Source organism: Microbacterium sp. DT81.1, assembly GCF_049844955.1.
In the GTDB taxonomy this organism is placed as follows: Bacteria; Actinomycetota; Actinomycetes; order Actinomycetales; family Microbacteriaceae; genus Microbacterium.
In genome coordinates this window covers 152,057-176,874 of the sequence record NZ_JBNCMA010000006.1, presented here as the reverse complement: position 1 = coordinate 176,874, position 24,818 = coordinate 152,057, and the positions used below count along the sequence as shown (strand labels likewise).

Annotated in this window: 11 protein-coding genes; 6 read left to right on the top strand and 5 right to left on the bottom strand. The window is 68.9% G+C overall.

Translation table 11 applies throughout. The features are described 5' to 3' along the window. The first annotated feature begins 18 nt into the window (after nucleotides 1-18). From ACLQ2Q_RS16690 to ACLQ2Q_RS16680, 3 genes are all read left to right on the top strand, one after another. Nucleotides 19-4,965 carry a PKD domain-containing protein gene (locus ACLQ2Q_RS16690; protein WP_425821909.1) on the top strand — a complete coding sequence of 1,649 codons (4,947 nt, stop codon included), beginning with the start codon at nucleotides 19-21 and terminating at the stop codon, nucleotides 4,963-4,965. Between the two features lie 146 nt (nucleotides 4,966-5,111). Next, nucleotides 5,112-11,249, top strand: coding sequence for a PKD domain-containing protein (locus ACLQ2Q_RS16685; RefSeq protein ID WP_425821907.1), 6,138 nt, complete (start codon nucleotides 5,112-5,114; stop codon nucleotides 11,247-11,249). Between the two features lie 227 nt (nucleotides 11,250-11,476). Beyond that, complete coding sequence (locus ACLQ2Q_RS16680) at nucleotides 11,477-15,013, top strand: PKD domain-containing protein (protein ID WP_425821905.1); 3,537 nt, start codon at nucleotides 11,477-11,479, stop codon at nucleotides 15,011-15,013. Between the two features lie 10 nt (nucleotides 15,014-15,023). On the opposite strand, the gene ACLQ2Q_RS16675 is transcribed toward ACLQ2Q_RS16680, so the two are convergent. Genes ACLQ2Q_RS16675 through ACLQ2Q_RS16665 form a run of 3 tightly spaced genes read right to left on the bottom strand, consistent with a single transcriptional unit; the run spans nucleotide 15,024 to nucleotide 18,768 of the window. Continuing rightward, nucleotides 15,024-16,487: a lipopolysaccharide biosynthesis protein gene (locus ACLQ2Q_RS16675; protein WP_425821903.1), complete on the bottom strand. Its 1,464-nt coding sequence runs from the start codon at nucleotides 16,485-16,487 to the stop codon at nucleotides 15,024-15,026. After that, a complete protein-coding gene (locus tag ACLQ2Q_RS16670; protein ID WP_425821901.1) occupies nucleotides 16,484-17,695 on the bottom strand; it encodes a Coenzyme F420 hydrogenase/dehydrogenase, beta subunit C-terminal domain in 1,212 nt (403 codons plus the stop codon). The genes ACLQ2Q_RS16675 and ACLQ2Q_RS16670 overlap by 4 nt, the downstream gene beginning before the upstream one ends. After that, nucleotides 17,692-18,768 carry a polysaccharide pyruvyl transferase family protein gene (locus ACLQ2Q_RS16665; RefSeq protein ID WP_425821899.1) on the bottom strand — a complete coding sequence of 359 codons (1,077 nt, stop codon included), beginning with the start codon at nucleotides 18,766-18,768 and terminating at the stop codon, nucleotides 17,692-17,694. The genes ACLQ2Q_RS16670 and ACLQ2Q_RS16665 overlap by 4 nt, the downstream gene beginning before the upstream one ends. A 142-nt stretch (nucleotides 18,769-18,910) precedes the next feature. Here ACLQ2Q_RS16665 and ACLQ2Q_RS16660 point away from each other — a divergent pair, with 142 nt between their 5' ends. Together ACLQ2Q_RS16660 and ACLQ2Q_RS16655 are read left to right on the top strand one after the other, a co-directional pair. Next, a complete protein-coding gene (locus ACLQ2Q_RS16660; RefSeq protein ID WP_425821897.1) occupies nucleotides 18,911-20,182 on the top strand; it encodes a hypothetical protein in 1,272 nt (423 codons plus the stop codon). Continuing rightward, entirely contained in the window at nucleotides 20,179-21,615 is a 1,437-nt protein-coding gene (locus ACLQ2Q_RS16655) for a polysaccharide biosynthesis tyrosine autokinase (protein ID WP_425821895.1), read from the top strand. The genes ACLQ2Q_RS16660 and ACLQ2Q_RS16655 overlap by 4 nt, the downstream gene beginning before the upstream one ends. Before the next feature lie 54 nt (nucleotides 21,616-21,669). Here ACLQ2Q_RS16655 and ACLQ2Q_RS16650 read toward each other — a convergent pair whose 3' ends face one another. Then, nucleotides 21,670-22,821, bottom strand: coding sequence for a glycosyltransferase (locus tag ACLQ2Q_RS16650; RefSeq protein WP_425821893.1), 1,152 nt, complete (start codon nucleotides 22,819-22,821; stop codon nucleotides 21,670-21,672). Nucleotides 22,822-22,841: 20 nt separating this feature from the next. Between ACLQ2Q_RS16650 and ACLQ2Q_RS16645 the strand changes: the two genes are divergently transcribed. After that, complete coding sequence (locus ACLQ2Q_RS16645; RefSeq protein WP_425821892.1) at nucleotides 22,842-23,549, top strand: hypothetical protein; 708 nt, start codon at nucleotides 22,842-22,844, stop codon at nucleotides 23,547-23,549. A gap of 33 nt (nucleotides 23,550-23,582) precedes the next feature. Here the strand turns inward: ACLQ2Q_RS16645 and ACLQ2Q_RS16640 are convergent, their stop codons facing one another. Further along, nucleotides 23,583-24,818, bottom strand: a complete 1,236-nt coding sequence (locus tag ACLQ2Q_RS16640; RefSeq protein ID WP_425821890.1) for a DUF1972 domain-containing protein — start codon at nucleotides 24,816-24,818, stop codon at nucleotides 23,583-23,585.

Below are 24,818 nucleotides of genomic sequence, written 5' to 3'. Positions count from 1 at the left end.
TCGGTCGAAGGAGACAGAGTGAACGCTGGGGCGTTGAATCTGCGCAAGGTTGTCGTCGGGATGACGGTCGCCGCGCTGGCGGCCGCGGGACTGGTGGTGGGAGTCGGCGCGCCGGCGTCCGCCGTCTCGACGACGGGTCCCGCACCGATCGAGCAGCGCAATGCGGCGACGGTCACGAACGACCCGCTGCCGACGGTGCAGATCGACTCGGGCGTCGTGTGGGCGCAGGTCATCGCGGGCGACACGGTATACGCGGGCGGGAGCTTCTCCAATGCGCGTCCCGCCGGCGCAGGACAGGGCACCAGCCTGATGCCTCGCAGCAACATCCTCGCGTACAACATCAACACGGGGGTCGCGACTTCCTTCGCCCCCGTGATCAACGGCACGGTCAAGGCCATGGCGGTCTCGCCCGACGGTGGCACGCTCTACGTCGGTGGATCGTTCACGCAGGTCGACGGTCAGTCGCGCTTCAACGTCGCCGCGTTCAGCACTGTCACCGGCGCGCTTCTCACCACCTTCAAACCGGCGATCGGCGGTTCGTACGTCAACGGAATCGTCGCGACGGACTCCACCGTCTACTTCGGCGGCCTCATCTCTGCGGCCGGTGGCGTCACCCGTAAGAACTTCGCGGCGGCGGCCGCGTCCGACGGGGCTGTCCTGACCTGGGCACCGACAACGGACCTGCAGGTGGACACCATGGTGCTCGCACCGGCCGGCGACAAGATCATCGCCGGTGGCCGATTCGAGAAGGTCAACGACATCACGTCGCGCGGTCTCGCGGCTCTGGATCTCACCAACGGGTCGCTGCTGCCCTGGGCCGTCACCGCGACGGTGAAGAACGGCCTGGCGACAGGCACCACCGCCGGCAAGGCGGGAATCTCGCAGCTGAACACCGACAGCACAGGCGCCGTCTACGGCACCGGCTGGGTGTTCGCCAACGCAGCGACCGGAAACCTCGAGGGCATCTTCGCCGCGGAGGGCGACACCGGCGCGGTCCGCTGGATCGCCGACTGCCACGGCGACCACTACGGGGTCTACTCCGACGGCACCAACGTCTACAGCACCGGCCACGAGCACGACTGTCAGACCGCCGGAGGTCTTCCGCAGGGCTCGGGCAACCCCGGCAACATGAAGAATGCGACGGTGTACACCGCGGCGGTCAAGGGGACGCTGTCGCGCTCCCCGTCGGTGAACGCCACCTACGCCGACTGGAGCGGCTACCCGGCTCCCGCGGCCGTGAACTGGTACGCGGACTGGTTGGTCGGTACCGCGACCGGCCAGGGTCAGGCGGGATGGACCGCGACCGGCAACGGACAGTACCTCCTCATCGGGGGGGAGTTCCCGCTGGTCAACAACATCCGCAGTCAGGGCATCGCGCGATTCGCCGTGAACCCGGTCGGCGGAGCGAAGCAGGGTCCACGCCTCGCGGCCGCTGACTGGACACCGACGGCGAAGTCGGTGGAGTCCGGCTCGGCCCGCGTGCAGATCCCCGCCAACTGGGACCGCGACGACCTCGACATCACGTATCAGCTGTGGGCGCAGGGCGGCACCCAGCCGCTTGCGACCCGTACCGCGTCCTCCACGTTCTGGAACCGACCGACGCAGGTTCTTTCCGCCTCCGGCTTCGAGCCCGGTTCGTCGCAGACCTTCTATGTGATGGCCAAGGACGGGGACGGCAACTCGGCGAAGAGCGCCGACGTCACCGTCACGATCAGCGGCGCGGTGGGTTCCACCTACGCAACCAGCGTGCTCGATGACAGCGCGAGCCTGTACTGGCGCTTCGGCACCAGCAACGCGGTCGGCGGCGCCGACGTCGCCGGCGCGAACAACGCCGTCACGGGCACCGGAGTCGGCACCACGTCCGATGACGCGCTCGTGAACGAGGCCAACGGCTCGGCGACTTTCGGCGGCACCTCCAGCGGGCTTGCGCGCACGACACAGCCGGCGGCTGTCGGATTGTCCTTCGCGACGGAATTGTGGTTCAAGACGTCCACCCTGTCCGGCGGCAAGCTGGTGGGCTATGGCAGCGCGACCTCAGGAAGCTCGTCCAACCCGGACCGTCACCTCTACATGCGCAACAACGGCGCACTGGTGTTCGGAATCTGGCAGGGCATGAACAAGACGATCGAGTCACCGGGCACCTATCGTGACAACCTGTGGCACCACGCGGTGGCGCAGCTGAGCCCGACGGCCGGCATGCAGCTCTACGTCGACGGCGCCCTCGTCGCATCCGATGCCACCGCGACCGCGTCCGCACGGCCCATCACGGGATACTGGCGGGTCGGCGGCGACACGGTCAGCGGATGGCCCGGCGCGCCGAGCTCGAGCTATTTCAACGGTCGGATCGACGAATTCGCCGTGTACCCGGCGACCCTCACGGCGGCGCAGGTTTCCAAGCACTACGCGCTCGGCGCGGGCCTCGCCCTGCCGGCCCCGTCGTTCGCGGTGACCGGACCGGAACTCGCCAAGTCGTTCGACGGCAGCGCGACGACGGCTCCTGCCGGACGCACCATCGTCTCCTACCAGTGGGCCTTCGGCGACGGGGCCACAGCGACAGGGGCGACGGCGGGCCACGTCTACGCCGAACCGGGCACCTACTCGGTGACACTGACGGTCAAGGACAGCGCGAACTTCACGGCCTCGTCTACCCAGACCGTCACCGCCACGCCACCGCATCAGGCGCCCATTGCGGCCTTCACCCCGACCGTGGCCGGCCTGACCGCCGCGTTCGACGCCTCGGCATCCACGGCTTCGGGTGCGGCGTCCATCACCGGCCACTCGTGGGACTTCGGCGACGGCGGGACTTCCGCGGAGGCCGCTCCGTCCCACACGTATGCCGCTGCGGGCACGTACACGACGACGCTGACGGTGACCGACAACCTCGGCTTCTCCAGCACGGTGGCGACGTCCGAAGTCACCGTCAGCCACGCGAATCCGGTGGCTGCGTTCACCTCCTCCACGGTGGGTCTCGACGCATCCGTCGATGCCTCCACCTCCAGCGCGTCCGACAGCGCGACCATGTCGTACTCGTGGAACTGGGGAGACGGATCGCCGGCGGGTTCCGGCGTGACCGCGTCGCACACCTACGCGACGTCGGGGGTCTACCCCGTGACCCTCACGGTCACCGACAGCCTCGGCGCATCGGCGACCAAGAACGCGAACGTGTCGGTGGCCGCACAGGTCTTCGCGGCTCGTGACGACTTCCAGCGCACTCTCGCGACCGGCTGGGGCTCGGCAGTGACCGGTGGCGCCTGGTCGGGCACGGCGGCGTTCTCGGTCTCCGATGGTGTCGGCAGGGTGTCGTTGAATGCGGGCCAGACACGCACGACGACGCTCACCGCCGTCTCGGCGCAGGATGTCGACGCGACGGCCGTCCTTTCGGCGGACAAGCTCGCGAACGGCGGCGGTCTGCACGTGAACCTCGCTGTGCACAAGAGCACCGCCGGGGAGTACCGCCTGAAGGTGCGCACGCTGGCGACGGGAGCGGTTTCGGCGAGTCTGACCAAGCTGGTCGGCACGACGGAGTCCACGCTGGCCACGAAGACGATCACCGGCTACACCTACGCGGCCGACGCGAAGCTCCGGGTGCACCTGCTGACCTCGACCGCCAGCGGCTCGACGGTCCTGAAGGCCAATGTGTGGGCCGACGGCACCGCGGAGCAGACCGGCTGGCTGCTGTCCGCCACGGATGGCCAGTCCGAGCTGCAGGGGGCGGGTCAGGTGGGCGTGATCACCTTCCTGTCCGGCTCGGCCACCAACACTCCGGTGAGCGTATCCGTGGACGATCTCAAGGTGCTGGACACCGCCGCGTCTGCACCGCCCGTCCACGCCGACCCGGCAGCGTCCTTCACCACCTCCGCGTCCGATCTCGTCCTATCGGTGGACGGCTCCGGTTCGACGGCTTCGAACGGCGCGACACTCGCCTACGCCTGGAACTGGGGCGACGGCACCCCGGCGGGCTCCGGTGCAACGGCGTCGCACACGTATGCGGCGGCGGGCACTTATCCGGTGACGCTGACGCTGACCGACAGCCTGGGCGGGTCGGCGACCACGACGCAGAACGCGACCGTCACCGCGCACGTACACCCCGATCCCGTCGCGGCGTTCACGGCGGCCGTGACAGACCTCGGCCTGTCGGTGGACGCGGCCGGTTCGACCTCCTCCGACGGCGCGACCCTCTCCTATGCGTGGAACTGGGGGGACGGCACACCGGCCGGCGCCGGCGCAACGGCGTCGCACAACTACGCGGCTCCCGGCACATACACCGTCACGCTGACGCTCACAGACAACATGGGCGGCTCCGCGGCGACGTCTCAGCCGGTGACGGTGACCGCGCCTCCGGTCGTCTTCGTGGCAAGAGACGACTTCGAGCGCTCGGTCCCCACTGGCTGGGGCAGCGCCATCACCGGCGGCGCGTGGGGCACGTCCACCGGGTTCTCGGTCTCGGACGGAGTCGGGAAGGCCACGCTCAGCCCGGCTCAGACACGTACGAACCTGCTCACCTCCGTATCGGCGCAGAACGTCGACGCGCGCCTCCAGTTCAGCTCGGATGTCCTAGCCAACGGCGGCGGTCTCCACATGAACTACCTCGTACACAAGAGTGCCGCCGGCGACTACCGCCTGAAGCTGCGGATCTCGGCGACGGGAGTCGTCATCGTTTCGCTGGCGAAGGTCGTCGGCACCACCGAGACGCTCATCGTGAGCCGGACCTTGACCGGCTATACCCATACCTCGGGCGGCAAGCTGCAACTGCGGCTGCAGGCGGTCACCGCGGGGGGATCGACGGCCCTGACCGGCAAGGTGTGGGCCGACGGCGCGGTGGAGCCGACCGACTGGTTCGTGTCGACGACCGACGCGACGCCTGAGCTGCAGAGTGCGGGCCAGGTGGGCGTGCAGACGTATCTGTCCGGATCGGCGACCAACGCGCCGGTGACTGTCAGCATCGACAACGTCGATGTGAGGTAGCCGCCTGAGTGGCAGCGCCCGAGGGGTCGGGCGCTGCCACTCTGCCGCCGAGCGAGAGCCCGGTGACCGTGAAGCCGGATACAACTGCACGAATTCTGGGGAAGGACGGCCGTCGCCGATGACGGCCCGAAATTGGGGAGCAATACATGAGTGTCAGGACCTTCACATCGGCCTGGCGGCCGCGGCTGCGCACGGCCATCGTCGGGATCACCGTGTCCGCGGTGGTTGCGACGGGAATCGTCGTGGGGGTTGCCGCGCCGGCATCCGCTGCGGAGCCGATTCCGGGCATCGCGCCGATCGAGCAGCGGGATCCGGCGACGACGGTCACCGCCGACGCCCTGCCGACGGTGCAAATCGACTCGGGGATCGTGTGGGCGCAGGCGATCGCCGGCGACACCGTCTTCGCCGGCGGCAGCTTCTCCAATGCCCGGCCGGCGGGCGCGAACCCCGGGCAGAGCCTGATGCCGCGCAGCAATATCCTGGCCTATAACATCAACACCGGTGTGGCGACCTCCTTCGCCCCGGTGATCGAGGGCACGGTCAAGTCGCTCGCCGTCTCGCCAGACGGCAAAATCCTCTACGTCGGGGGAACGTTCCAGAAGGTGAACGGACAGACCCGCTTCAACGTCGCGGCGTTCGACGTCGCCACAGGTGCGCTCTCGACCACGTTCAGGCCCGCCATCGGCGGCTCGTACGTGAACGCGATCGTCGCGACGAACTCGACCGTCTACTTCGGTGGTCTCATCGGGGCGGCGGGCGGCGTCGCCCGCAAGAACCTCGCCGCGGTCTCGGCCTCGAACGGCGCCACCCTCGGCTGGGCACCGACCACAGACCTGCAGGTCGACACCATGGTGCTGGAGCCGGGCGGCGGGAAGCTCATCGTCGGCGGCCGCTTCGGCACCGTCAACAACGCTCCCCAGCGTGGTCTCGTCGCCCTCGATCTGTCCGACGGCAGCATCCTGCCGTGGTCGGCGCCCGCGACCGTGAAGAACGGCGTTGCCGCGACAGACGGGAGCGCTGGCAAGGCCGGCATCTGGGCCCTCACCGCCGACGCGAACGCCGTCTACGGCACGGGTTGGGTGTTCGCGAACAAGTACGTCGGAAACCTGGAGGGCATGTTCGCCGCCGAGGCAGGCTCAGGAGCGATCCGCTGGATCGCGGACTGCCACGGCGACCACTACGGCATCTTCTCCGACGGCAACACCGTCTACACGACCAACCACGAGCACGACTGCCAGACCGCCGGCGGCATGCCGCAGGCGTACCCGGCTCCGGGCAACGTGCGTCACGCAACGGCCTACACCGCCGCGGCGAAGGGGACGCTCACGACCAGCCCGTCTGTGAACGACATCTACGCGGACTGGGGCGGCTATCCCGCGCCCGCCGCGGTGAACTGGTTCCCGGACTGGGTGACGGGCACGGCGTCCGGCCAGGGCCAGGCCGGCTGGACGGCCACCGGCAACAGCCAGTACCTGCTCGTCGGCGGGGAGTTCCCCTACGTGAACGGGCAGCGCAGCCAGGGCCTCGCTCGCTTCGCCAAGACCCCCTCGACGGGCGCAAAGCAGGGCCCGCGTCTTTCCGGGGTGAACTGGACGCCGACCGCGCGCTCGGTGAGCGCCGGCACGGCCCGCGTGGCGATCCCCGCCAACTGGGATCGCGATGACCTGAACCTCACGTACGAGCTGTACGAGCAGGGCAAGACAGCGCCCGTCGCGACGACGACGAAGAAGTCGACGTACTGGGACACGCCCAGCGTCATCCTCACCGCGACGGGTCTGCCCGCCGGAGCGACCAGGACCTACCGGGTCGTCGCCCGTGACGGCGACGGCAACACCGCGAACAGCGCCTCCGTGGCCGTCACGGTCAGCTCGGCCGACGCATCCCCGTACGCCAACGCCGTCCTCGATGACGGCGCATCGCTCTTGTGGCGCCTCGGCGGCACGGACGGCGGCGCGGACTGGGCCGGGACCAACGACGCCGTGTTCAACAACGGCGTCGCGACGACCGCCGACGACGCTCTGGCCGGTGAGGAGAACGGGTCCGCTACGACGCCCGGGAACAACGGCTTCGCCAGCACGACGAGCGCGGCGCCCGTCGGTTCTTCGTTCGCGACCGAGCTGTGGTTCAAGACCGACACCACGACGGGCGGCAAGCTCGTCGGCTACGGCAACGCGAACACCGGCGACTCGGGCAGCTACGACCGCCACGTCTACATGAGGAACAACGGGCAGCTGATGTTCGGCGTGTACCCCGGCTGGACTGCCACCGTGCAGAGCCCGAAGGCGTACAACGACAGCAAATGGCACCACGTCGTCGCGCAGCAGAGCCCTACGACCGGCATGCAGCTCTACGTGGATGGGCAGCTGGTCGCGTCCGACGCGGGCGTCACCGGTGCCCAGGCGTACAGCGGCTACTGGCGCGTGGGCGGCGACAACCTCGGCTCATGGCCGAATCAGCCCTCGACGTCGTACTTCCGCGGCGCGATCGACGAGTTCGCCGTGTACGGCGCGGCGCTCAGTGCGGGACAGGTCGCGAACCACTATGAGATCGGCAAGGGTCCGCATCAGCCGCCCGTCGCGGTGATCGACCAGCAGTCCGCCGGCCAGACCGTCACCTTCTCCGGCAAGGGGTCGACCACCTTCGGCGATGCCGAGTTGGCGAGCTTCGCATGGAACTTCGGTGACGGTGCGACCTCCAGCGAGGCCACGCCGACTCACAGGTACTCCACGGCGGGGGACTACACCGTGACCCTCTCGGTGACCGACTCGGTCGGCTCGACGAGCCAGACCGTCGCGAAGCCGCACACGGTCGGTGCGCCGTCCACTCCCCCCGCGACGTACACGCAGCGTGTGCTCGATGACGGTGCGCAGGTCTACTGGGGTCTCGGGGGCACGATGGGCGACATCGACTGGGTGAGCGACCGCGATGCGGTGCTCACGGCAGGTGTCGGCTCGTCGGCGGATGACGTCTACACGGGCGCCACCAACGGCTCGGCGACCTTCGACGGCGACGCGGCGTTCGGTCGCACCTCCCGCACGATCCCGGCGAGCGATCCCTTCGCCGCCGAGGTGTGGTTCAAGACGACGACGAGCTCGGGCGGCAAGATCTTCGGCTACGGCTCATCGTCCGAGGGCAATTCGAACAACTACGACCGGCACCTGTACATGGCGAACGACGGACGCCTCGTCTTCGGTGTGTGGCTGGGCTGGGCGGCGGTGGTGCAGAGCAGCGAGTCGTACAACGACGGACAGTGGCACCACGTCATCGCCCAGGTCGGCGCCGGCGGCGAGCAGCTGATCGTCGACGGCGAGGTCGTGGCATCCGACAACGGCATCAGGGGCGCTCAGGAGTACGACGGGTATTGGCGCATCGGCGGGGACAACATCGGCGGGTGGCCCTCGCAGCCCTCGTCGAACTACTTCGCCGGCCAGCTCGACGACTTCGCGGCCTACAGCCGCACGCTGTCGGTGACCGAAGCGGAAGACCACTACCTCATCGCCAAGGGATTCGCGACGACGCAGGCGAAGATGTCGGTGAGCGGAACGGGCTCGTCCCGCACGTTCGACGGCACGGCGTCCACGCCGACTCCGGGTCGCACGATCACGGATTACGCCTGGAGCTTCGGCGACGGTGGCACCGCCTCGACGGCGACGGCTTCACACACCTACGACGAGCCCGGCACCTACACGGCGACGCTCACGGTCACCGATTCCGCAGGGCGCACAGGGGTCGCGACGTCCAGCGTCGTGATCGCCGCCGCCCATGCGGCGCCGGTCGCCAAGATCGGGTCCGCCAAGAACGGGCTCTCCGTTTCGTTCGACTCGGATGACTCGACGACCTCGGGTGGCGCGACGATCACGGGCTACGCGTGGAGCTTCGGCGACGGAGAGACCTCGACGCAGGCCGATCCGACCCACAAGTACGCCGCGTCCGGCACCTACACGGTGACGCTGACGGTGACCGATTCGCTCGGCGCGGTGAGCTCGGCGGCAACCGCCGACGTGACGGTGGCGCACGCGAACCCGACGGCGTCGTTCACGCATGACGCCGCAGGGCTCACCGTGTCGGTCGACGCTTCCGGCTCGGCAGCCTCGGACGGGGCCACCCTGTCGTACTCGTGGAACTGGGGCGACGGCACGCCCGCCGGCACCGGCAAGACGGCGAGCCACCGCTATGGCGCCGCCGGCGACTACACGGTGACCCTCACGGTCACCGACAGCCTCGGTGCGACCAAGACGACCACGGCGACCGTCGCGGTCACGCACGCCGACCCGACGGCATCGTTCTCGGCGCAGTCGAACATGCTCACGGTGACGGCGGATGCGTCCACATCGGCCGCCTCCGACGAGGCGACTCTGTCGTACGCGTGGAACTGGGGAGACGGGACACCGGCCGGATCCGGTGCGACAGCGACCCACACCTACGGTGCGAGCGGCTCGTACGTCATCACACTGACGGTCACCGACAGCCTCGGGGCGTCCGCCGTGACGACGAAGAACGTCACCGTCGCTTCGCAGACTGTCGTGGCGAGCGATGACTTCTCGCGGACCGTCGCGTCCGGGTGGGGCAGCGCGGCCGTCGGCGGCAACTGGACGTCGCTGAGCTCGATGTCGGTCGCGGGTGGCGTCGGCAGGATCAGCCTCGCCGCCGGTCAGACCCGTGCGCCCGCGCTGTCCTCGACCGCGGTCGACGACCTGGCGGCGAGCCTGGTCTTCTCCGCCGACAAGGTGGCCAATGGTGGGGGACTGCACTTCAGTTACGTGGTGCACAAGTCCTCGGCCGGCGAGTACCGCCTGAAGGTGCGGACGCTCGCGACCGGCGCTGTGCAGGTCAGCATGACGAAGCTGGTCGGCACGACCGAGACGACCTTCGCCTCGCAGACGCTCACCGGGTACACCTACACGGCGGGTGCCAAGCTGCAGGTGCGGCTCGAGACGCAGGGTGCTGGTACTTCCACCACACTGCGCGGCAAGGTCTGGCCCGACGGCACGACCGAGCCGGCCGCCTGGACGGTCACCGGGTCCGACTCCGTCAGCTCGCTGCAGGGCGCGGGCCAGATCGGTGTGGTCGCCTACGCGACCGGCACGGTGACAAACGTCCCCGTGACGGTGTCGGTCGACGACATCCGCGTCACGTCCCTCGGTGCCGGCCAGCCTCACCAGGCTCCGGTCGCGGTGATCGGGGCCAACGCGTCCGGTCTCACCGCTGCCTTCGACGGCACCGGCTCGACGGCTTCCGGCGGCGCCACCGTCACGGGATACGCGTGGGACTTCGGTGACGGAGCGACCTCGACCGAGGCCGCCCCGACGCACAAGTACGCCACCGGCGGCACCTACACCGTGAAGCTCGCGGTCACCGACAGCACGGGCGCGACGTCGACCCAGAAGACCACCACGGTCTCTGTGTCGCACGCGAACCCGGTCGCTGCCTTCGGTGCCTCGGCCACCGGTCTGGCGCTCGCGGTCAACGGGGCCGCCTCCCAGGCTTCGGATGGCGCGACGCTGACCCACGCCTGGAACTGGGGGGACGGCACGCCGGCGGGGTCTGGGACGACCGCGTCGCACACCTACGGTGCTGCCGGAAACTACACCGTGACTCTCACGGTCACCGACAGCATGGGTGCGACGGCCACCACGTCGCAGCCGGTCTCGATGAGTGCGGAGGCGTTCGTCGCCAAGGACGACTTCGAGCGCGTGCTCGCCACCGGCTGGGGATCCGCGGTCACCGGCGGCGCGTGGGGGACAGCGGCAGGGTTCTCGGTCGCGGATGGCGTCGGCAAGGCGTCGCTCGCGGCTGGTCAGACGCGCACCAACCTCCTGACCGGCGTCTCGGCGCAGAACGTCGACGCGCGCCTTCTGTTCAGCTCGGACAAGGTCGCGAACGGGGGCGGCCAGCACTTCAGCTACCTCGTGCACAAGAGCACCGGCGGTGACTACCGTATGAAGCTGCGGATCTCGTCTGCCGGAGCGGTCCAGGTGTCGATCGCGAAGGTCGTCGGCGCCACCGAGACCATCCTGGTGAATCGCACACTGACCGGGTACACCCATACCGCGGGGGCGAAGCTGCAGCTCCGCTTGCAGGCCGCGACGGCCGGCGGGTCCACCGCGCTCAACGCCAAGGCATGGGCGGACGGTACTCCCGAGCCCGCGGACTGGTTCGTGTCGACGACGGATGCTCAAGCCGAACTGCAGGCGGCGGGCCAGGTCGGCGTCGTCGCCTACCTGTCCGGCTCATCGACGAACGGCCCGGTGACCGTGAGCGTCGACAACCTGGCGGTGCGCTGATCGGACCTCTCGCTCGCAGAGAGCGCCACGACACCCGCCCCCGGTCCGCCGGGGGCGGGTGTCTCACATGAGCCGGCAGTACCCTCTCGGACGCATCCCTAGCCTCCCCGGAACCGGGGTGCTACCCTCGGGCTTGAGTCGCCGCTTGGGGTTCGATACGCGGGGGCTCTGCTGGGGAGCATCTGGGGTGAGCCGCTCTGTGCGGCGCCGGAACCGGGGGGGTTCTGATGCAGGACGTACTTGTGGGATCGACTCGTCGTCGCGGCCGTGCGGCGGGCATGCTGGCCATCGCCGCTCTTCTCGCGGCGGGGCTCGTGGTCTCGAGCGCCGAGCCTGCGGCCGCAGCGCCGGGGCCTGCGCCGATCGAGCAGCGCAATGCCCAGACCGTGACGGCGGATCCGCTTCCGACGGTGCAGATCGACTCCGGAGTCGTGTGGGCGCAGGTGATCAACGGCACCACCGTGTACGCGGGCGGCAGCTTCTCCAACGCGCGTCCGGCCGGAGCGGCCCCCGGGACGAACCTGTTCGCGCGGAACAACATCCTGGCCTACAACATCACCACCGGTGTCGCGACGTCCTTCGCCCCGAACATCAACGGCACCGTGAAATCGCTCGCCCTCTCGCCTGACGGCAGCAGACTTTACGTGGGTGGCCAATTCACCCAGGTGAACGGCCAGAGCCGATTCAACGTGGCGGCGTTCAGCACGTCGACCGGTGCCCTGCTGGACACCTTCCGGCCGGCGATCGGCGGCTCCTTCGTCAACGCCATCGTCGCCACCAACTCGGCCGTCTACTTCGGCGGTTCCATCGGAGCGGCGGGAGGAGCAACCCGCAGGAACCTCGCGGCCGCATCCCCGACGAACGGCGCGATCCTCGGTTGGGCTCCGGTCGCCGACCACCACGTCGATGCGATGGTGCTGGCGCCGGCAGGCGACAAGGTCATCATCGGCGGTCGCTTCGGCTCGGTGAACGGCGCCTCCGCGCGCGGCCTCGCCGCGCTGAGCCTCACCGACGGCGCTCTCCTCCCGTGGGCCGTCACCTCCGTGGTGAAGAACACCTCCATCGGCGCGTCCGCGGGTCGTGGCGCCGGCATCTGGGCACTCACGACCGACAGCAACGGCGCGGTCTACGGCACCGGCTGGGTCTACGGCGGCGTTTCTCTCGGCAATCTGGAGGGCATCTTCTCCGCCGACGGTGGTTCGGGGGCTGTGCGTTGGATCGCGGACTGCCACGGAGACCACTACGGGGTGTACTCCGACGGCACGAACGTCTACAGCACGGGCCACGAGCACGACTGCCAGACCGCGGGCGGCATGCCCCAGCTCTCCGGCAAACCGGGCAACATGAAGAACGCGACGGTCTACACCGCCGCGACGAAGGGCACGCTCACGCGGAGTCCGTACGTCGGCGGAACTTACACGAATTGGAGCGGCTACCCCGCTCCCGCCGCGGTCAACTGGTATCCGGACTGGTCGACGGGCAGCTTCACAGGCCAGGGGCAGGCGGGCTGGACGGTGACCGGCAACGGAGCCTATGTCGTCGTCGGCGGCGAATTCCCCGCCGTCAACAACCAGCGCTTCCAAGGTCTCGTGCGCTTCGCTCGCAGCCCTTCCACGGGCAAGAGACAGGGTCCGCGCCTGTCGGGCGCGACCTGGACCCCCACGGCGCGCTCCGCGACCGCCGGCACCGCCCGCGTGCAGATCCCGGCCAACTGGGACCGCGACGACCTCAATCTGACGTACGAGCTGTGGGCTCAGGGGGGCGCCGCTCCTCTCGCGACGAAGTCGGTGAAGTCCACCTACTGGTACACGCCGACGATCACGTTCGCCGCCGACGGCATCCCGGCCGGCTCGAGTCGCACATATCGCGTGGTCGCACGGGACGGCGACGGGAATGCCGCGACGAGCGCGGACGTGACGGTGTCGGTCAACGGCACTTCGACGTCCTCCTATGCGGATGTCGTGCTGGATGACGGGGCCACCACGTACTGGCGACTCGGTGGGGCGAGCGGCCTCACCGACCAGGCCGGCGGCGTCAATGCGACGCCTTTCGGCGGCGTCGGCACCACCAGCGATGACGCGCTCGCGAGCGAGGCGAACGGTTCGGCAACCTTCAACGGCACCTCGACGGGACTTGCTCGCTCGAGCGCCGGCCAGCCGCTCGAGGAGTCGTTCGCCGTCGAACTGTGGTTCAAGACGTCGACCTCGTCCGGCGGCAAGCTGGTCGGATACGGCAACGCCGGGTCGGGCGCATCGACCAACTACGACCGTCACCTGTACATGCGCAACGACGGGACGCTCGTGTTCGGCGTCAACCCGCAGGTGCAGCGGACGATCTCGACTCCGGCCGCGTATCGCGACAACCAGTGGCATCACGCCGTCGCACAGCTCGATCCGTGGGCCGGCATCCAGCTCTACGTGGACGGCACGCTCGTTGCTTCGGAACCGTCCGCGACGGCCGCCCAGCTCTACACCGGGATGTGGCGGCTCGGAGGTGACAACCTCGCCAGCTGGCCGAACCGGCCGTCGTCGGACTACTTCAACGGTCAGCTCGACGAGTTCGCGGTGTACCCGAAGGCGCTGACGGCTTCGCAGATCGCGGCGCACTATGCGATCGGGCGAGGCCAGAGCGCGCCGACGGCGTCGTTCACGACATCCGGATCGAACCTCGCGTGGTCGTTCAACGGCAGCGGCTCCAGCGCACCGAGCGGTCGCACGATCACCTCGTACTCCTGGAACTTCGGTGACGGCTCCACGGGCAGTGGAGTGAACGCGAGCCGCACGTACGCCAACCCCGGAACCTATACGGTCACGCTCACGGTGACCGACAGTGCCGGGATGACTGCGTCGACCACCCGTACGGTGAACGCCACGGCGACCCATCAGGCACCCGTGGCCGTCATCAATGCGACCGTCTCGGGTCTCACCGCCAGCTTCTCCGGCACCGGCTCCACGGCCTCCGGCGGCGCGACGATCACCGGCTACTCCTGGAACTTCGGCGACGGGACGACATCGACCCAGGCGTCCCCCACCAAGACGTACGCCGCGGCGGGCACCTACACGGTCACCCTGACCGTGACCGACAGCATGGGAGCCACCAGCGCGCCCGCGACGCGATCGGTGACCGTCACAGCGCAGGCGTTCGTGGCGCGCGATGACTTCGAGCGGTCCGTGGCCAGCGGCTGGGGAACCGCGACGGTCGGCGGTGCGTGGACGACGAACAACAACGCGCTCTTCTCGGTGTCGGGCGGTGTCGGACGTATGTCGATGAGTGCGGGGCAGACGCGGTCGGCCGCACTGTCGGGCCTCTCGGTGCAGAACCAGGATGCCCGCCTGCTGCTCTCGACCGACAAGGTCGCGGACGGAGGAGGGCTCCACTTCAACTATCAGGTGCACAAGACCACGGCCGGTGAGTACCGGCTCAAGCTGCGGATCAGCGCGACCGGCGTCGTGACCGTATCGATCGCGAAGCTGGTCGGCACCACCGAGACGCTCGTCGCCAACAAGGTGCTGACCGGGTACACGTACACCGCGGGAGGGAAGCTCCAGCTGCGCCTGCAGAGCACGACGGCGGGCGGCTCGACCACGCTGAACGCGAACGTCTGGGCGGACGGTTCTCAGGAACCCGCCAGCTGGTTCCTGACGGCGACGGATGCCCAGGCTGAACTGCAGGGTGCCGGCCAGATCGGGGTGCTGTCCTACCTGTCCGGAACGGCGACGAACGCCCCGGTGGGCGTCACGGTCGACAACCTCGAGGTGCGCTGACGGACGGGGCTCAGGGACGCGGCTGGCGCTTCAGCATCAGGCGCAGGAAGCCGGTGAGGTTGCGGGCATCCCGCCGGTAGATCGGCAGGATCAGCGGTGCCGCGGCGGCGACGAGTCCAGCGAATATGCCGGCGAGGATCATGAGCACGGATCCGGCCGGACTGACGAGTTGGGCGGCACCCCACGCCGCCGACCCGGTCAGCGCGGCCACGATGAGAATCCGGGCGGCGCCGGCGTACAGCCGTGCGGTGGGCATGGGGGTCACCCGGGACAGCCAGAACAGCGACAGCGGCCACGATATCGCCGGCGCGACAGCGAAGCCGACGGCAACCCCCAGCACGCCGAAGGACGAGCCGACGACGATGCAGATGATCTTGATGATCGTCGTGACGATCGTGTATCGGAAGAGCTGCTTGCCGAGGCCCCGCGAGAGGTAGACCCAGTATCCGACGAAGGAGAGGGTCGTCAGCAGACCCGCGACGGCGAAGAGGGCCACGATCGGGATCGCCCCGAGCCACTGCGGACCGAGCATGACGCGCACGATCGGGTCGGCGAGTGCTGTCACCAGGATGAGCGGGATGCCGAGGCCGTAGCCGAGGAGCAGTTGCGCCGCCGTCACGTAGTTGTCGAAGCGCGGCGCATCCTCCTGTACCCGCGACAGCACCGGCAGCGCCACATTCTTCGTGGGGGAGCGCACCTGGCTCAGCGGAGTCATGACGAGCTGGAACGCTCGGTTGTAGAGACCGAGGGGGCTGGTGCCGAACTTCAGCCCGACGATGATCGTGTCGATCTGCGAACCGGTGTACACGAGCAGGTTGGTGGCGACGATGTTCCACCCGAAACTGATGAGGTCGCGGACCGAGTCCTGTCGGGAGTACCACCGAGGCAGCCACCGTCCCGCGATCACGGACCCCGCCAGCACCACGACGCCGCTCGTCAGCTGCTGGGCCACGAGCGCCCAGTACTCCGCGCCGAGCAGAGCCGAGACCACCGCGACGGTGAGGGCGATCGCGGCGGCGGACACTTCGATCACCGCCATCGCCTTGAACTTGAGGTCACGTGCCAGGTTCGCGCGGTGCTGGGTGGCGAGGCCGTTCAGGAGGAAGAGCACCGCAAGCCAGTGCACCATGCCGACGATCTCGGGCTCACCTGTCACAGCCTCGATGGGCCACGCCAGGAAGAACATCGCGATCGTGAGTACGACGCCGATGGCCGTGTTGATCCAGAACAGGTTGTCGCGCTGGCCGCGGGTGAGCACGGGCGCCTGAATGGATGCCGTGGTGAGGCCGAAGTCCCGGAAGATCTCACCGACTCCGACGACGACCAGCACGATCGCGAGCAGGCCGTAGTCGTGGGGCGAGAGCAGCCGCGCGAGGACGATCACCGAGAGGAACTGCAGCACGATCTTCGCGACCTGCGCGGCGAGAGTGAAGAACGCCCCTCGGGCCGCGGAGTGCGCCAGGGCCGAGCTCATGTGCGTGTCCCGCGCGCCGTGCGAACGCGCCGGTATGTCCCCCTCAGCACCCTCACGAACTGCCGAGGATGCGGCAGCCCGAGCCGCGCCAGCTCGAAGCCGGTGTACCGCGGCGGAACGCGGCCGGCGAAACGCGATCCCCACAGCCGAGCAAGCAGGTAGCGCCGGCGCGCCGTCTGCAGCGGCTGCGCATCCGCCAGGTGCGGCATCGCGAGGGGGCGCACCTCGAGAACCCCTTCGGCGATGGCCTCCTCGATCACGGCGAGACCGCGCGTGGTGCGGGCGATCAGCGCGCTCACCCCCGCCCCTTCAACGAAGACCGGATAGCCGCGTTCGTCGGTGGCCCACGAATCCGCCGAGACGATGTCGGCGGACTCGCCGACGCCGTCCGGGCACACCTTGCAGCGCCACTGGGTGGTCGGTCCGAGCGTCGAGCCCCACGATTCCTCGTAGTCGGCGTCCACCTCGGTCTCGCCGGCGCGTGCCGCGAAGCGGCCCGGCCAGCCGTTCCCGCGATAGCGCATCGCATCCACCTTCTCGTCAGGACCGATCCCGAGCCGGTCCAGCAGCCGGTCGGTGGCGCCCTGGCTCGGCGTGCCCGCGCAGAAGAACGACAGCAGCAGCGGCGGCTCGCCACCCAGCGCGCCGACCGCGGCGCGCATCGCCGAGATCTCGCACGGCTTGCCGCTTACCGCCGAACCGGGGGCCAGCACGTCGGGATTCGACAGTGCGGCGACCGGGGCGTACCGGGACCCCGCGGCCTCGAGCGCCTCCGCGCGGGTGGTGATCGTGACCGGAACGCTTCTGCGCGGATTGAGCGGGTCGGCGGCAGCGCCGGTGACCCGAGCGGCGCGGCCGCTCGTCACGAGCCACGCGTGCAGCGCTGTCAGCGCGCCGCCGCTGCTGCCGGCGTAGCGGATCTCCGAGTCGGTCGCCCATGCCTCCCAGACGCCGAAGGCGGAACCGAGCAGCGGATGCCGCTCCGCTCCGCGGGGCTTCTGCGCCGAGACGCGGACGCCGGGGCAGGATGCGTCGAAGGCGGCCTCGGCGCCCGGCGACTCGGAGGCGGGTCGAGCCTCGACAGGGCGCAGGTGGCCACCGGCATCCAGCCGCATCTCCAGCCCGCTGTCGAGCCGCGTGCACATTCCACAGCCGGAGCAGGCGTCCCGGGCGACGACGTCGCGCACCTTCTCGCGCAGAGCACTCATACGATCGCCCGGAGACTCTCCGACACCGGCGCGAGCAGCCGCTGCCCGCGCGACATGGCGGAGCGGGCACGCTCGTCGAGTCCAGGCGTCTCGAGCGCTCGCAGCACCTCCGCGGCGGGGTCGGCCGATTCGGCCAGCGGAACCACGTGCGGCCAGTCGAGCTCCGCCATGAGGGGCTTGAACTTGCGGGAGTACGCCATCGCGATCGCAGGCGTGCCGGTCGACAGCGCGTTCAAGCACGCGTGCATCCGTGCCCCGATCACCAGCTGGGCGCCCGCGATGGCCGAGCGGGCATCCTCCAGGTCTGCGGGTACGTGCAGTTGAACGCGTCCGTCGAACTCGTCCTGGAGAAGCTTCGACACGGGAACGTCGTTGTCGGGGTCGTGGGAGTCGAGCACGTGGGGGAGCAGAGTGATGGTGCGTCCGTCATCGAGCATGCGGGTGATGAGGCTTCGAACGGCGCGTCGATAGGAGTCGTGGTCGACGTGGTCGCTCGCGTTCCAGAGCAGCCCGGAGACATTCAGCAGCACATCGCGCTCACCCGAGGGAACCGGCTGCGCGATGCCGAAGACGAGGTCGGTTGTGCTCGCGTCGACGGGACGGCCGAGGCGGTCAGCCGCGGCGGCGCTGACCGGATCGCGTGCGAACGCCAGCTTCGAGCGGCGCAGGTTGCGCCGCGCGAGTCCGCGGCCGATGGTTGAGCCGAACGGTCCGACGGTCTGCGGGGCGAGCACAGCCGGCACCCCGGCCTGGACGGCGAACTCGTGGATGAGCGACATCTTCGCGTGCCGGCTGGAGCCGTAGATGTCGGCGAAGCTGTCGCCGGAGCGCGTGTCCCACAGGAGGTCGAAGCCGCGGAGCCACTCGATCATCCCGGCCTTGCCGGTGACCCGCTCCCGCAGGAGAGAACGCGGCGTGCCCCACGGGATAGCAGCCGGCCGATTGCCGAAGTCCATGAACTCGATCCGCGCATCCGGCCACACGCCGTGCAGCAGATCGGACGACCCGCGACCGAGGGCGCGGACGCCGAGGTTGGGCGAGACATCCCCCGCCCACGCAACGAGTATCCGCACGCGCCGTCCCCCTTACCGCCAGGACCTCGACAAGGCCCCGATTTTCCCCTGTCACATCCTACGGCGGTGATGACGCGCGGACGTTCGGCGGGGACACGGGAACGGCACGTAGAATCGGGCAACGGAACACAGGGGGCCGGGCGTGGGATCTGATCCGATACAGCTCGTCGCTGTCGGCGCTGCCGGGCTGTGCGCCGTTCTGGGCCTGTTCCTGCTCATTCGCAGGCAGCCGAAGTGGGCGATGGCCCTGTGGGCCACCACCCTTTTCTTCACTCCGATCTGGCTCGGCGTGAACGCCCCGGGGATGTTCATCTCCGCGCTCACCGGGATGACCGTCCTCTGCATCGCGAGCGGGTACACGGACCGGTTGACCTGGTCCTCCGTCGACACCGTCATGCTCGTCCTTCTTGCGGTCGTGCTTCTCGCGCAGATCATGGGCGGAGCGGTCGCCGGCCACGTGCAGAATTCGCTGCTGACCTGGTTCCTCCCATACCTCTGGGGGCGCCTCGTGCTCGGCCGCGTATCCGAGCACTGGGTGGCGGCGTGCATCGCCGTCGCAGCACTGATCGCGTCGGTGCTGGCGATAGCGGAGTTCGTGACAGGCCAGAGCTTCTTCCTCGCCGTCCCCGGTGATGCCGGGGTGTGGGGCGTACAGCAGATCCGTGGCGGCCAGCTTCGCGTTGAGGGCGCCTTCGGGCACTCGATCGCTCTGGGCGGCAGCCTCGCCATGTCGGCGGCGTTCGTCCTGTCCGTGCGCTGGCCGACCTGGGTCCGCGGGGCGATCCTGGTCGTCGTCGGTGTCGCGGCCGTGCTCACCTTCAGCAGGCTCGGACTCATCGGGTTCGCCCTGACGGTGCTGCTCGCCGTGGCGTTCCTCGGCCGGTACATGGACAGGGCCTTCCGGATCGGTCTGCTCGTGATCCTCGGTGTCGGTTCTGCGGTGGCGCTGCCCATTCTCCTGGAGGTGTTCGGCGAGGCCGGCGCCGAGGCCGAGGGAAGCGCGGCGTACCGGTTCGACCTCATCCCGTTGATCAATTCCATGGTCGTGGTGGGGGTTTCGCCGTCGCGCGAGGTGCTGGCGACCGGACAGGACTACTGGGGCGGGTTCCGCTCGATCGACAGTGCCCTGATTCTCATCGGCCTGCGTTTCGGGCTGCTGTGTCTGGTGATCGTGGTGCTGCTGCTCGCGATTCTCCTGGTCGGCGTCCTTCGGCGCGCGTCTCCCGCGAGCGTTGCGCTCGTCGCGCAGATCCCCGCGTTCGCGACGGTGGCCCTCATCACGCAGTACGCGGTGTTCGTCTGGTTCACAGCGGGCCTTGCGGTTGCCTCGTATACCCTTAGCAGGGGCAGTGCGGCGGGGGGTCGCATCGAGGAGCGCGTCGATTCGGCGCGAGATGTGGTGGGTGCGACGTGACGGACGCCAAGCCGCAGCAGACGCCTGGCAGAGTGCTGGCGGTGCTGGTGCGCAAATGGTGGATCATCCTGCTGGCCGCCATCATCGGCGGCATTGCGGCCTTCGGATATTCCAGCACGCTCACGCCGATCTACTTGTCGTCGTCCTCGATCTACTTCTCGATGCGGTCGGCGACCAGCGGCTCCGACATCAACCAGGGTTCCGCCTACACCCAGAACCAGATGCTCTCCTTCGCCCAGCTCGCTACGTCATCGATCGTGCTGGACGAGGTTCGAGCTGGTCTCAGTCAAGACGTCACGAACGCCGAGCTCCGCAACATGACATCGGTGTCCATACCGCAGAACACGGTCATCCTCGAGATCACCGCTGGTTCGAGCGATCCGGCGTTCGCGGCGGAGGTCGCCAACGCGATGGCGACCGAGCTGTCGGAGGCCGTGGCGGAGCTCGCCCCCGTGGAGGAGGGCGGCAACGCCACCATCGTCGCGCGGGTCATCGAGCCTGCGGTGCCCGCGACGGTGCAGGCCTCGCCGAACAAGCAACGGGATGCGGTGCTCGGCGCCTTCGCGGGGGCGCTGCTCGCCGGGCTCGGCATCGCCTTGTGGGCGCTCCTGGACACACGGGTGCGGTCGACCGACGTCCTCCGGCGGTTGACCGACCTGCCTCTCCTGGGCGCGGTTCCCGAGCGAAAGGGCGCGCCTCGCGCACCGGTTCTCATCCAGGAACCCAACGGGCCCAGCGCAGAGGCCTACCGTGGGGTCCGGGCAAGCCTGCGGTTCGCGGCGGTGGAGCATTCCATCAACTCCCTGGCGGTCACCTCTTCGATCCCGGGCGAGGGCAAGACGACGACCGCCGTGAACCTCGCGCTCAGCTATGCCGAGGCGGGCCTGCGCGTCATTCTGGTGGATGCCGATCTTCGCCGGCCGCAGATCGCGGCGACGCTGGGGCTGGAGAACGCCATCGGACTCACGACGATGCTGGTCGGCTCGGTCACGTTCGACGAGGCGAAGCTGCGGTGGGGAGACACGTCTCTGACCGTGCTGCCCGCGGGTGAGATCCCGCCCAACCCTGCCGAGCTCCTGGCATCGGCGCGGATGGCGGAGATCCTGACGGAGATACGAGGGCGATTCGACATGATGGTGGTCGATACCGCGCCCCTTCTGTCGGTGGTGGATGCCGCGGTCATCGCTCAGCATGTCGATTCCACCGTTGTCGTGGTCGACGTGAGCAAGACGCGCCTCGCTCAGCTGTCGAGAGCGTTGACGGCTCTGCGCAGCGCGGGAGTCGAGGTCGCCGGCATCATCTTCACGCATGCCCGGCGTCGTCGCTCCGACTCGTACTACGACTACTCGTCGGAAGCGCGGGTGACCGCCTCTTTGCGCGGGCGGGGACGCGGCAAGACCCTGACTCCTGCAGGAGAACTCGCTCCGCGTTGATCCCCTCGGGCCCGCCTGCCTCACGCGGCGCGCTCTGCGACCCGCCGCGCATGCTCAGCTACGCCGGCGCACCACATCGCGCGCCGCCTCAGCGATCCGCTCTCGGTAGACCGAAGGCGCGTGCCGCTCTTGCGCCAACGACCGGGAGTCATCCAGTCGGACGATCACCTCGGGCCATGCCGCGGCGATCTCGCGCAGAGCTCGGGCGATCGCCGCAGCATCACCGGGTGTGATCCGGTACGCAGTCGATATGCCTCGCGTGGCTTCGATCAGGCCGGACGTCTCGCTCACGACGACCGGACGACCGGCCAGTATGCCCTCGACGGCAGTGTTGCCGAATGGCTCGTCGAAGCGCGAAGGCACCACCAGGACGTCGGAGTGCGAGAGGAAGCTCCAGATCTCCGGCTGGAACCCGTGGAACCGCACATGGTCGGGCGCGACATCCTGTGCCGCGGCGCGAAGCCGCTCTTCGAACCACTCGTATCCGGAGAACGCCGAGCCGACGATGTCCAGCGACACCTGTTCGCCGGCCTCGCGCAGTTTTCCCACCGCATCCACCACAAGATCGACACCCTTGCGTGGAGAGAGCCTCCCCACGTAGAGCACCCGCAGACCGCCGACGAGGTCCGGGCGCGCGGGCGGCGGCGCGAGGGCGGCCGGCACGGAGTTGGGGACGATCTCCGTCCGACTCGAGAGGCGGGGATATACGGAGGTCATCACATCCAGGCTGAACTGGCTGTTGATCAGGATCCTGTGAGCGAAGAGCGCTGGAAGGTACAGCACACGCTTCACCAGGGACCTCGCCCCCGACTCGCCCTCGTGGATGTGGAGGAGGACCGGCACCCCCTTCGCGCGAGCCAGCATGGGCCACATCGGCAAGGTGATGGTGTTGACGAACACCATGTCCGGACGGGTACTCCTGAGCGTCCGAAGGGTCGCCCGCATCCCCCTGAAGGCGGTCGACGCCAGTTCCATCCAACCCGAGGGCCGGAGAAGGCGCTTACGCAGCACGAAGAGATCGCTTGTGAAGACGGAGGCGCCAGCGGTTCTCAACTCATCTGCGAGCGGGCCCTCCTCCGGGAGCATCACGCGCACGGAGAAACCCGAGTCCACCAGGCCGAGCACCGAATCCAGGAGGACCCTGTCGGACCCGTACAGTTCGGCCCCAGGATGAACAACTAGGATCGTTCGCGGAGTCGGTGGCATCCATGCAAGTCTGACATGGTGTGCATCGAGATCGGCTGTCATATCTTGAGTTCCTCGGGGGCGGCGTGACAAGTGATCTTCTGTTCGTCTGCGTGGCGAACGTGTGTCGATCGCCCCTGATGGAGATCGTCCTCTCCACCCAGGTCGATGCCGATCGGAGCGACGTCGCGGTGACGAGCGCCGGCACGGAGGTGGGGCGCGCGAGCCATATGTGCGACATTGCTGCACGGCTGATTCCCAATAATCCAGCCGCTCGTGAAGCTGCGGAATTGCATACACCGCGCGCCGTGACCGGAGAGGTCATCGCATCCCAGGACCTCATCATCACCGCCGCAAGGCTGGAGCGCTCCCAGATCGCCAAGATCGACCCTTCTGCCCGTGCGAAGACCTTCACGCTGAGGGAAGCCATCGCGCTCGGAGAAGCCGATATGACCGCGCCGGAACGCAAGCAGTTCGAGAGGGCCGCAGCCGCCGGGGTCTCCGTCGCTGCGGTCTACGCGGATCTGCTCAACGGGAGGCGGGGCCGCGTGCTTCCACCCAGAGAAACCGGGATGAGGCTGCCGTGGCACCCGCCGGCCAATCCAATGGATATTCCCGACGTGCACGGTGCCGGCTGGCACAGGCATCAATCCCAACTGAGGGCCCTGCGCGCCCACACGAATCACTTCGGTCGGCAGTGGGGGGAGATCGCGGCACAGTTCGGGTCTGTGCCGCGACGGACGTTCTGAGCGAGCGATCCCCATCCTCGCCCAGACGCCCCGTCAACCGGCGGTGATCGCCGGAAGTCCCCCGAAATCCCACTCGTGCGCCGCGCGGACGGCGCGGCGTCCGACGTCGTGCATCGACTCGCCGTCTGCGAGGCGAAGGGCCAGATCCTCGTATGCGTCCGCGACGTCGTCCCAGCGGAACTCTTCGCGGGCGCGTTCCCTGGCCTCGAAGCCGAGCTGCACCGCAAGCTCGGCGTCTGCTTCGACCGAAGCGAAATGCATGGCGAGGTCGCGCGCCGTCTGGAAGAACCAGGCGTTGTCGGCGAGCACCTCACGGTTGAAGGGCACGTCGTATCCGATCACCGCGGTGCCGGCGCCCATCGCTCGCAGAAGCGAGGGGTTGGTGCCACCGACGGAGTGCCCGTGGACGTAGGTGTGGGCGTGCGAGTACAGCGCGTCGAGCAGGTTCTGGTCATAGACGCCGCCGAGGAACCGGATGCGCGGGTCCTCTCCGGCCGCCGCCTCGATCGCGCGCGTGTAATCCGCGCTGTAGGGCGCTGAGCCGACCACCACCAGAGGCAGCTGCGCGTCGCTGCGGCGGTAGCCGTCGACGATCTCCAGCACGTGGTTCTCCGGCTCGAACCGGGCGACGACGAGGTGGAAGCCACCCGGCTCGAGTCCGAGCTCCTGGAGGCCGTCCGTGGGCGCCGCCTCGATGATCGGCGCGCCGTAGCGGATGAGCTCGGTCGGGACGCCGAACTGGTCGGCGTAGTAATCGGAAATGCCGGGAGCATCGGCGATGAGGGCGTCGGCCGACCGCACACCGAACTGCTCGGCCCACCGGTAGTACGCCTTGCCGCGTGCACCCCACTTGGAGCGTCGCCACTCGAGCCCGTCCATGTGCAGCGCGGTGGGGATGCCCCTCGCCCGCAGCAGCGGCAGGAACGGGGCATTCGCGGCGTTGAACACGAAGGCGGCATCGGGGCGACGGTTCGCGACGGCGTGCAGCGTGGAGAGTCCCGTGTGCGACAGGGTCTCGAGCTGCTTCTGCGCGAGCGCGGGGAGGTGCACGACCTGCATGCCGAGGTACTCCGTCTCACGGCTCTCGGAGCCTCGGGTGTAGACGACCACCCGATGGCCGTGTTCGACCAGGCGCCGTCCCACCTCTTCGACCGCGGTTTCGAAGCCGCCGTACGCCGCGGGGACGCCACGGGTGCCGATCATCGCGATCGAGAGCTGCCTCGTGCTTGTCCGTGAGGGCGCTGCCCGCTCGATACGCTCGATTACCAT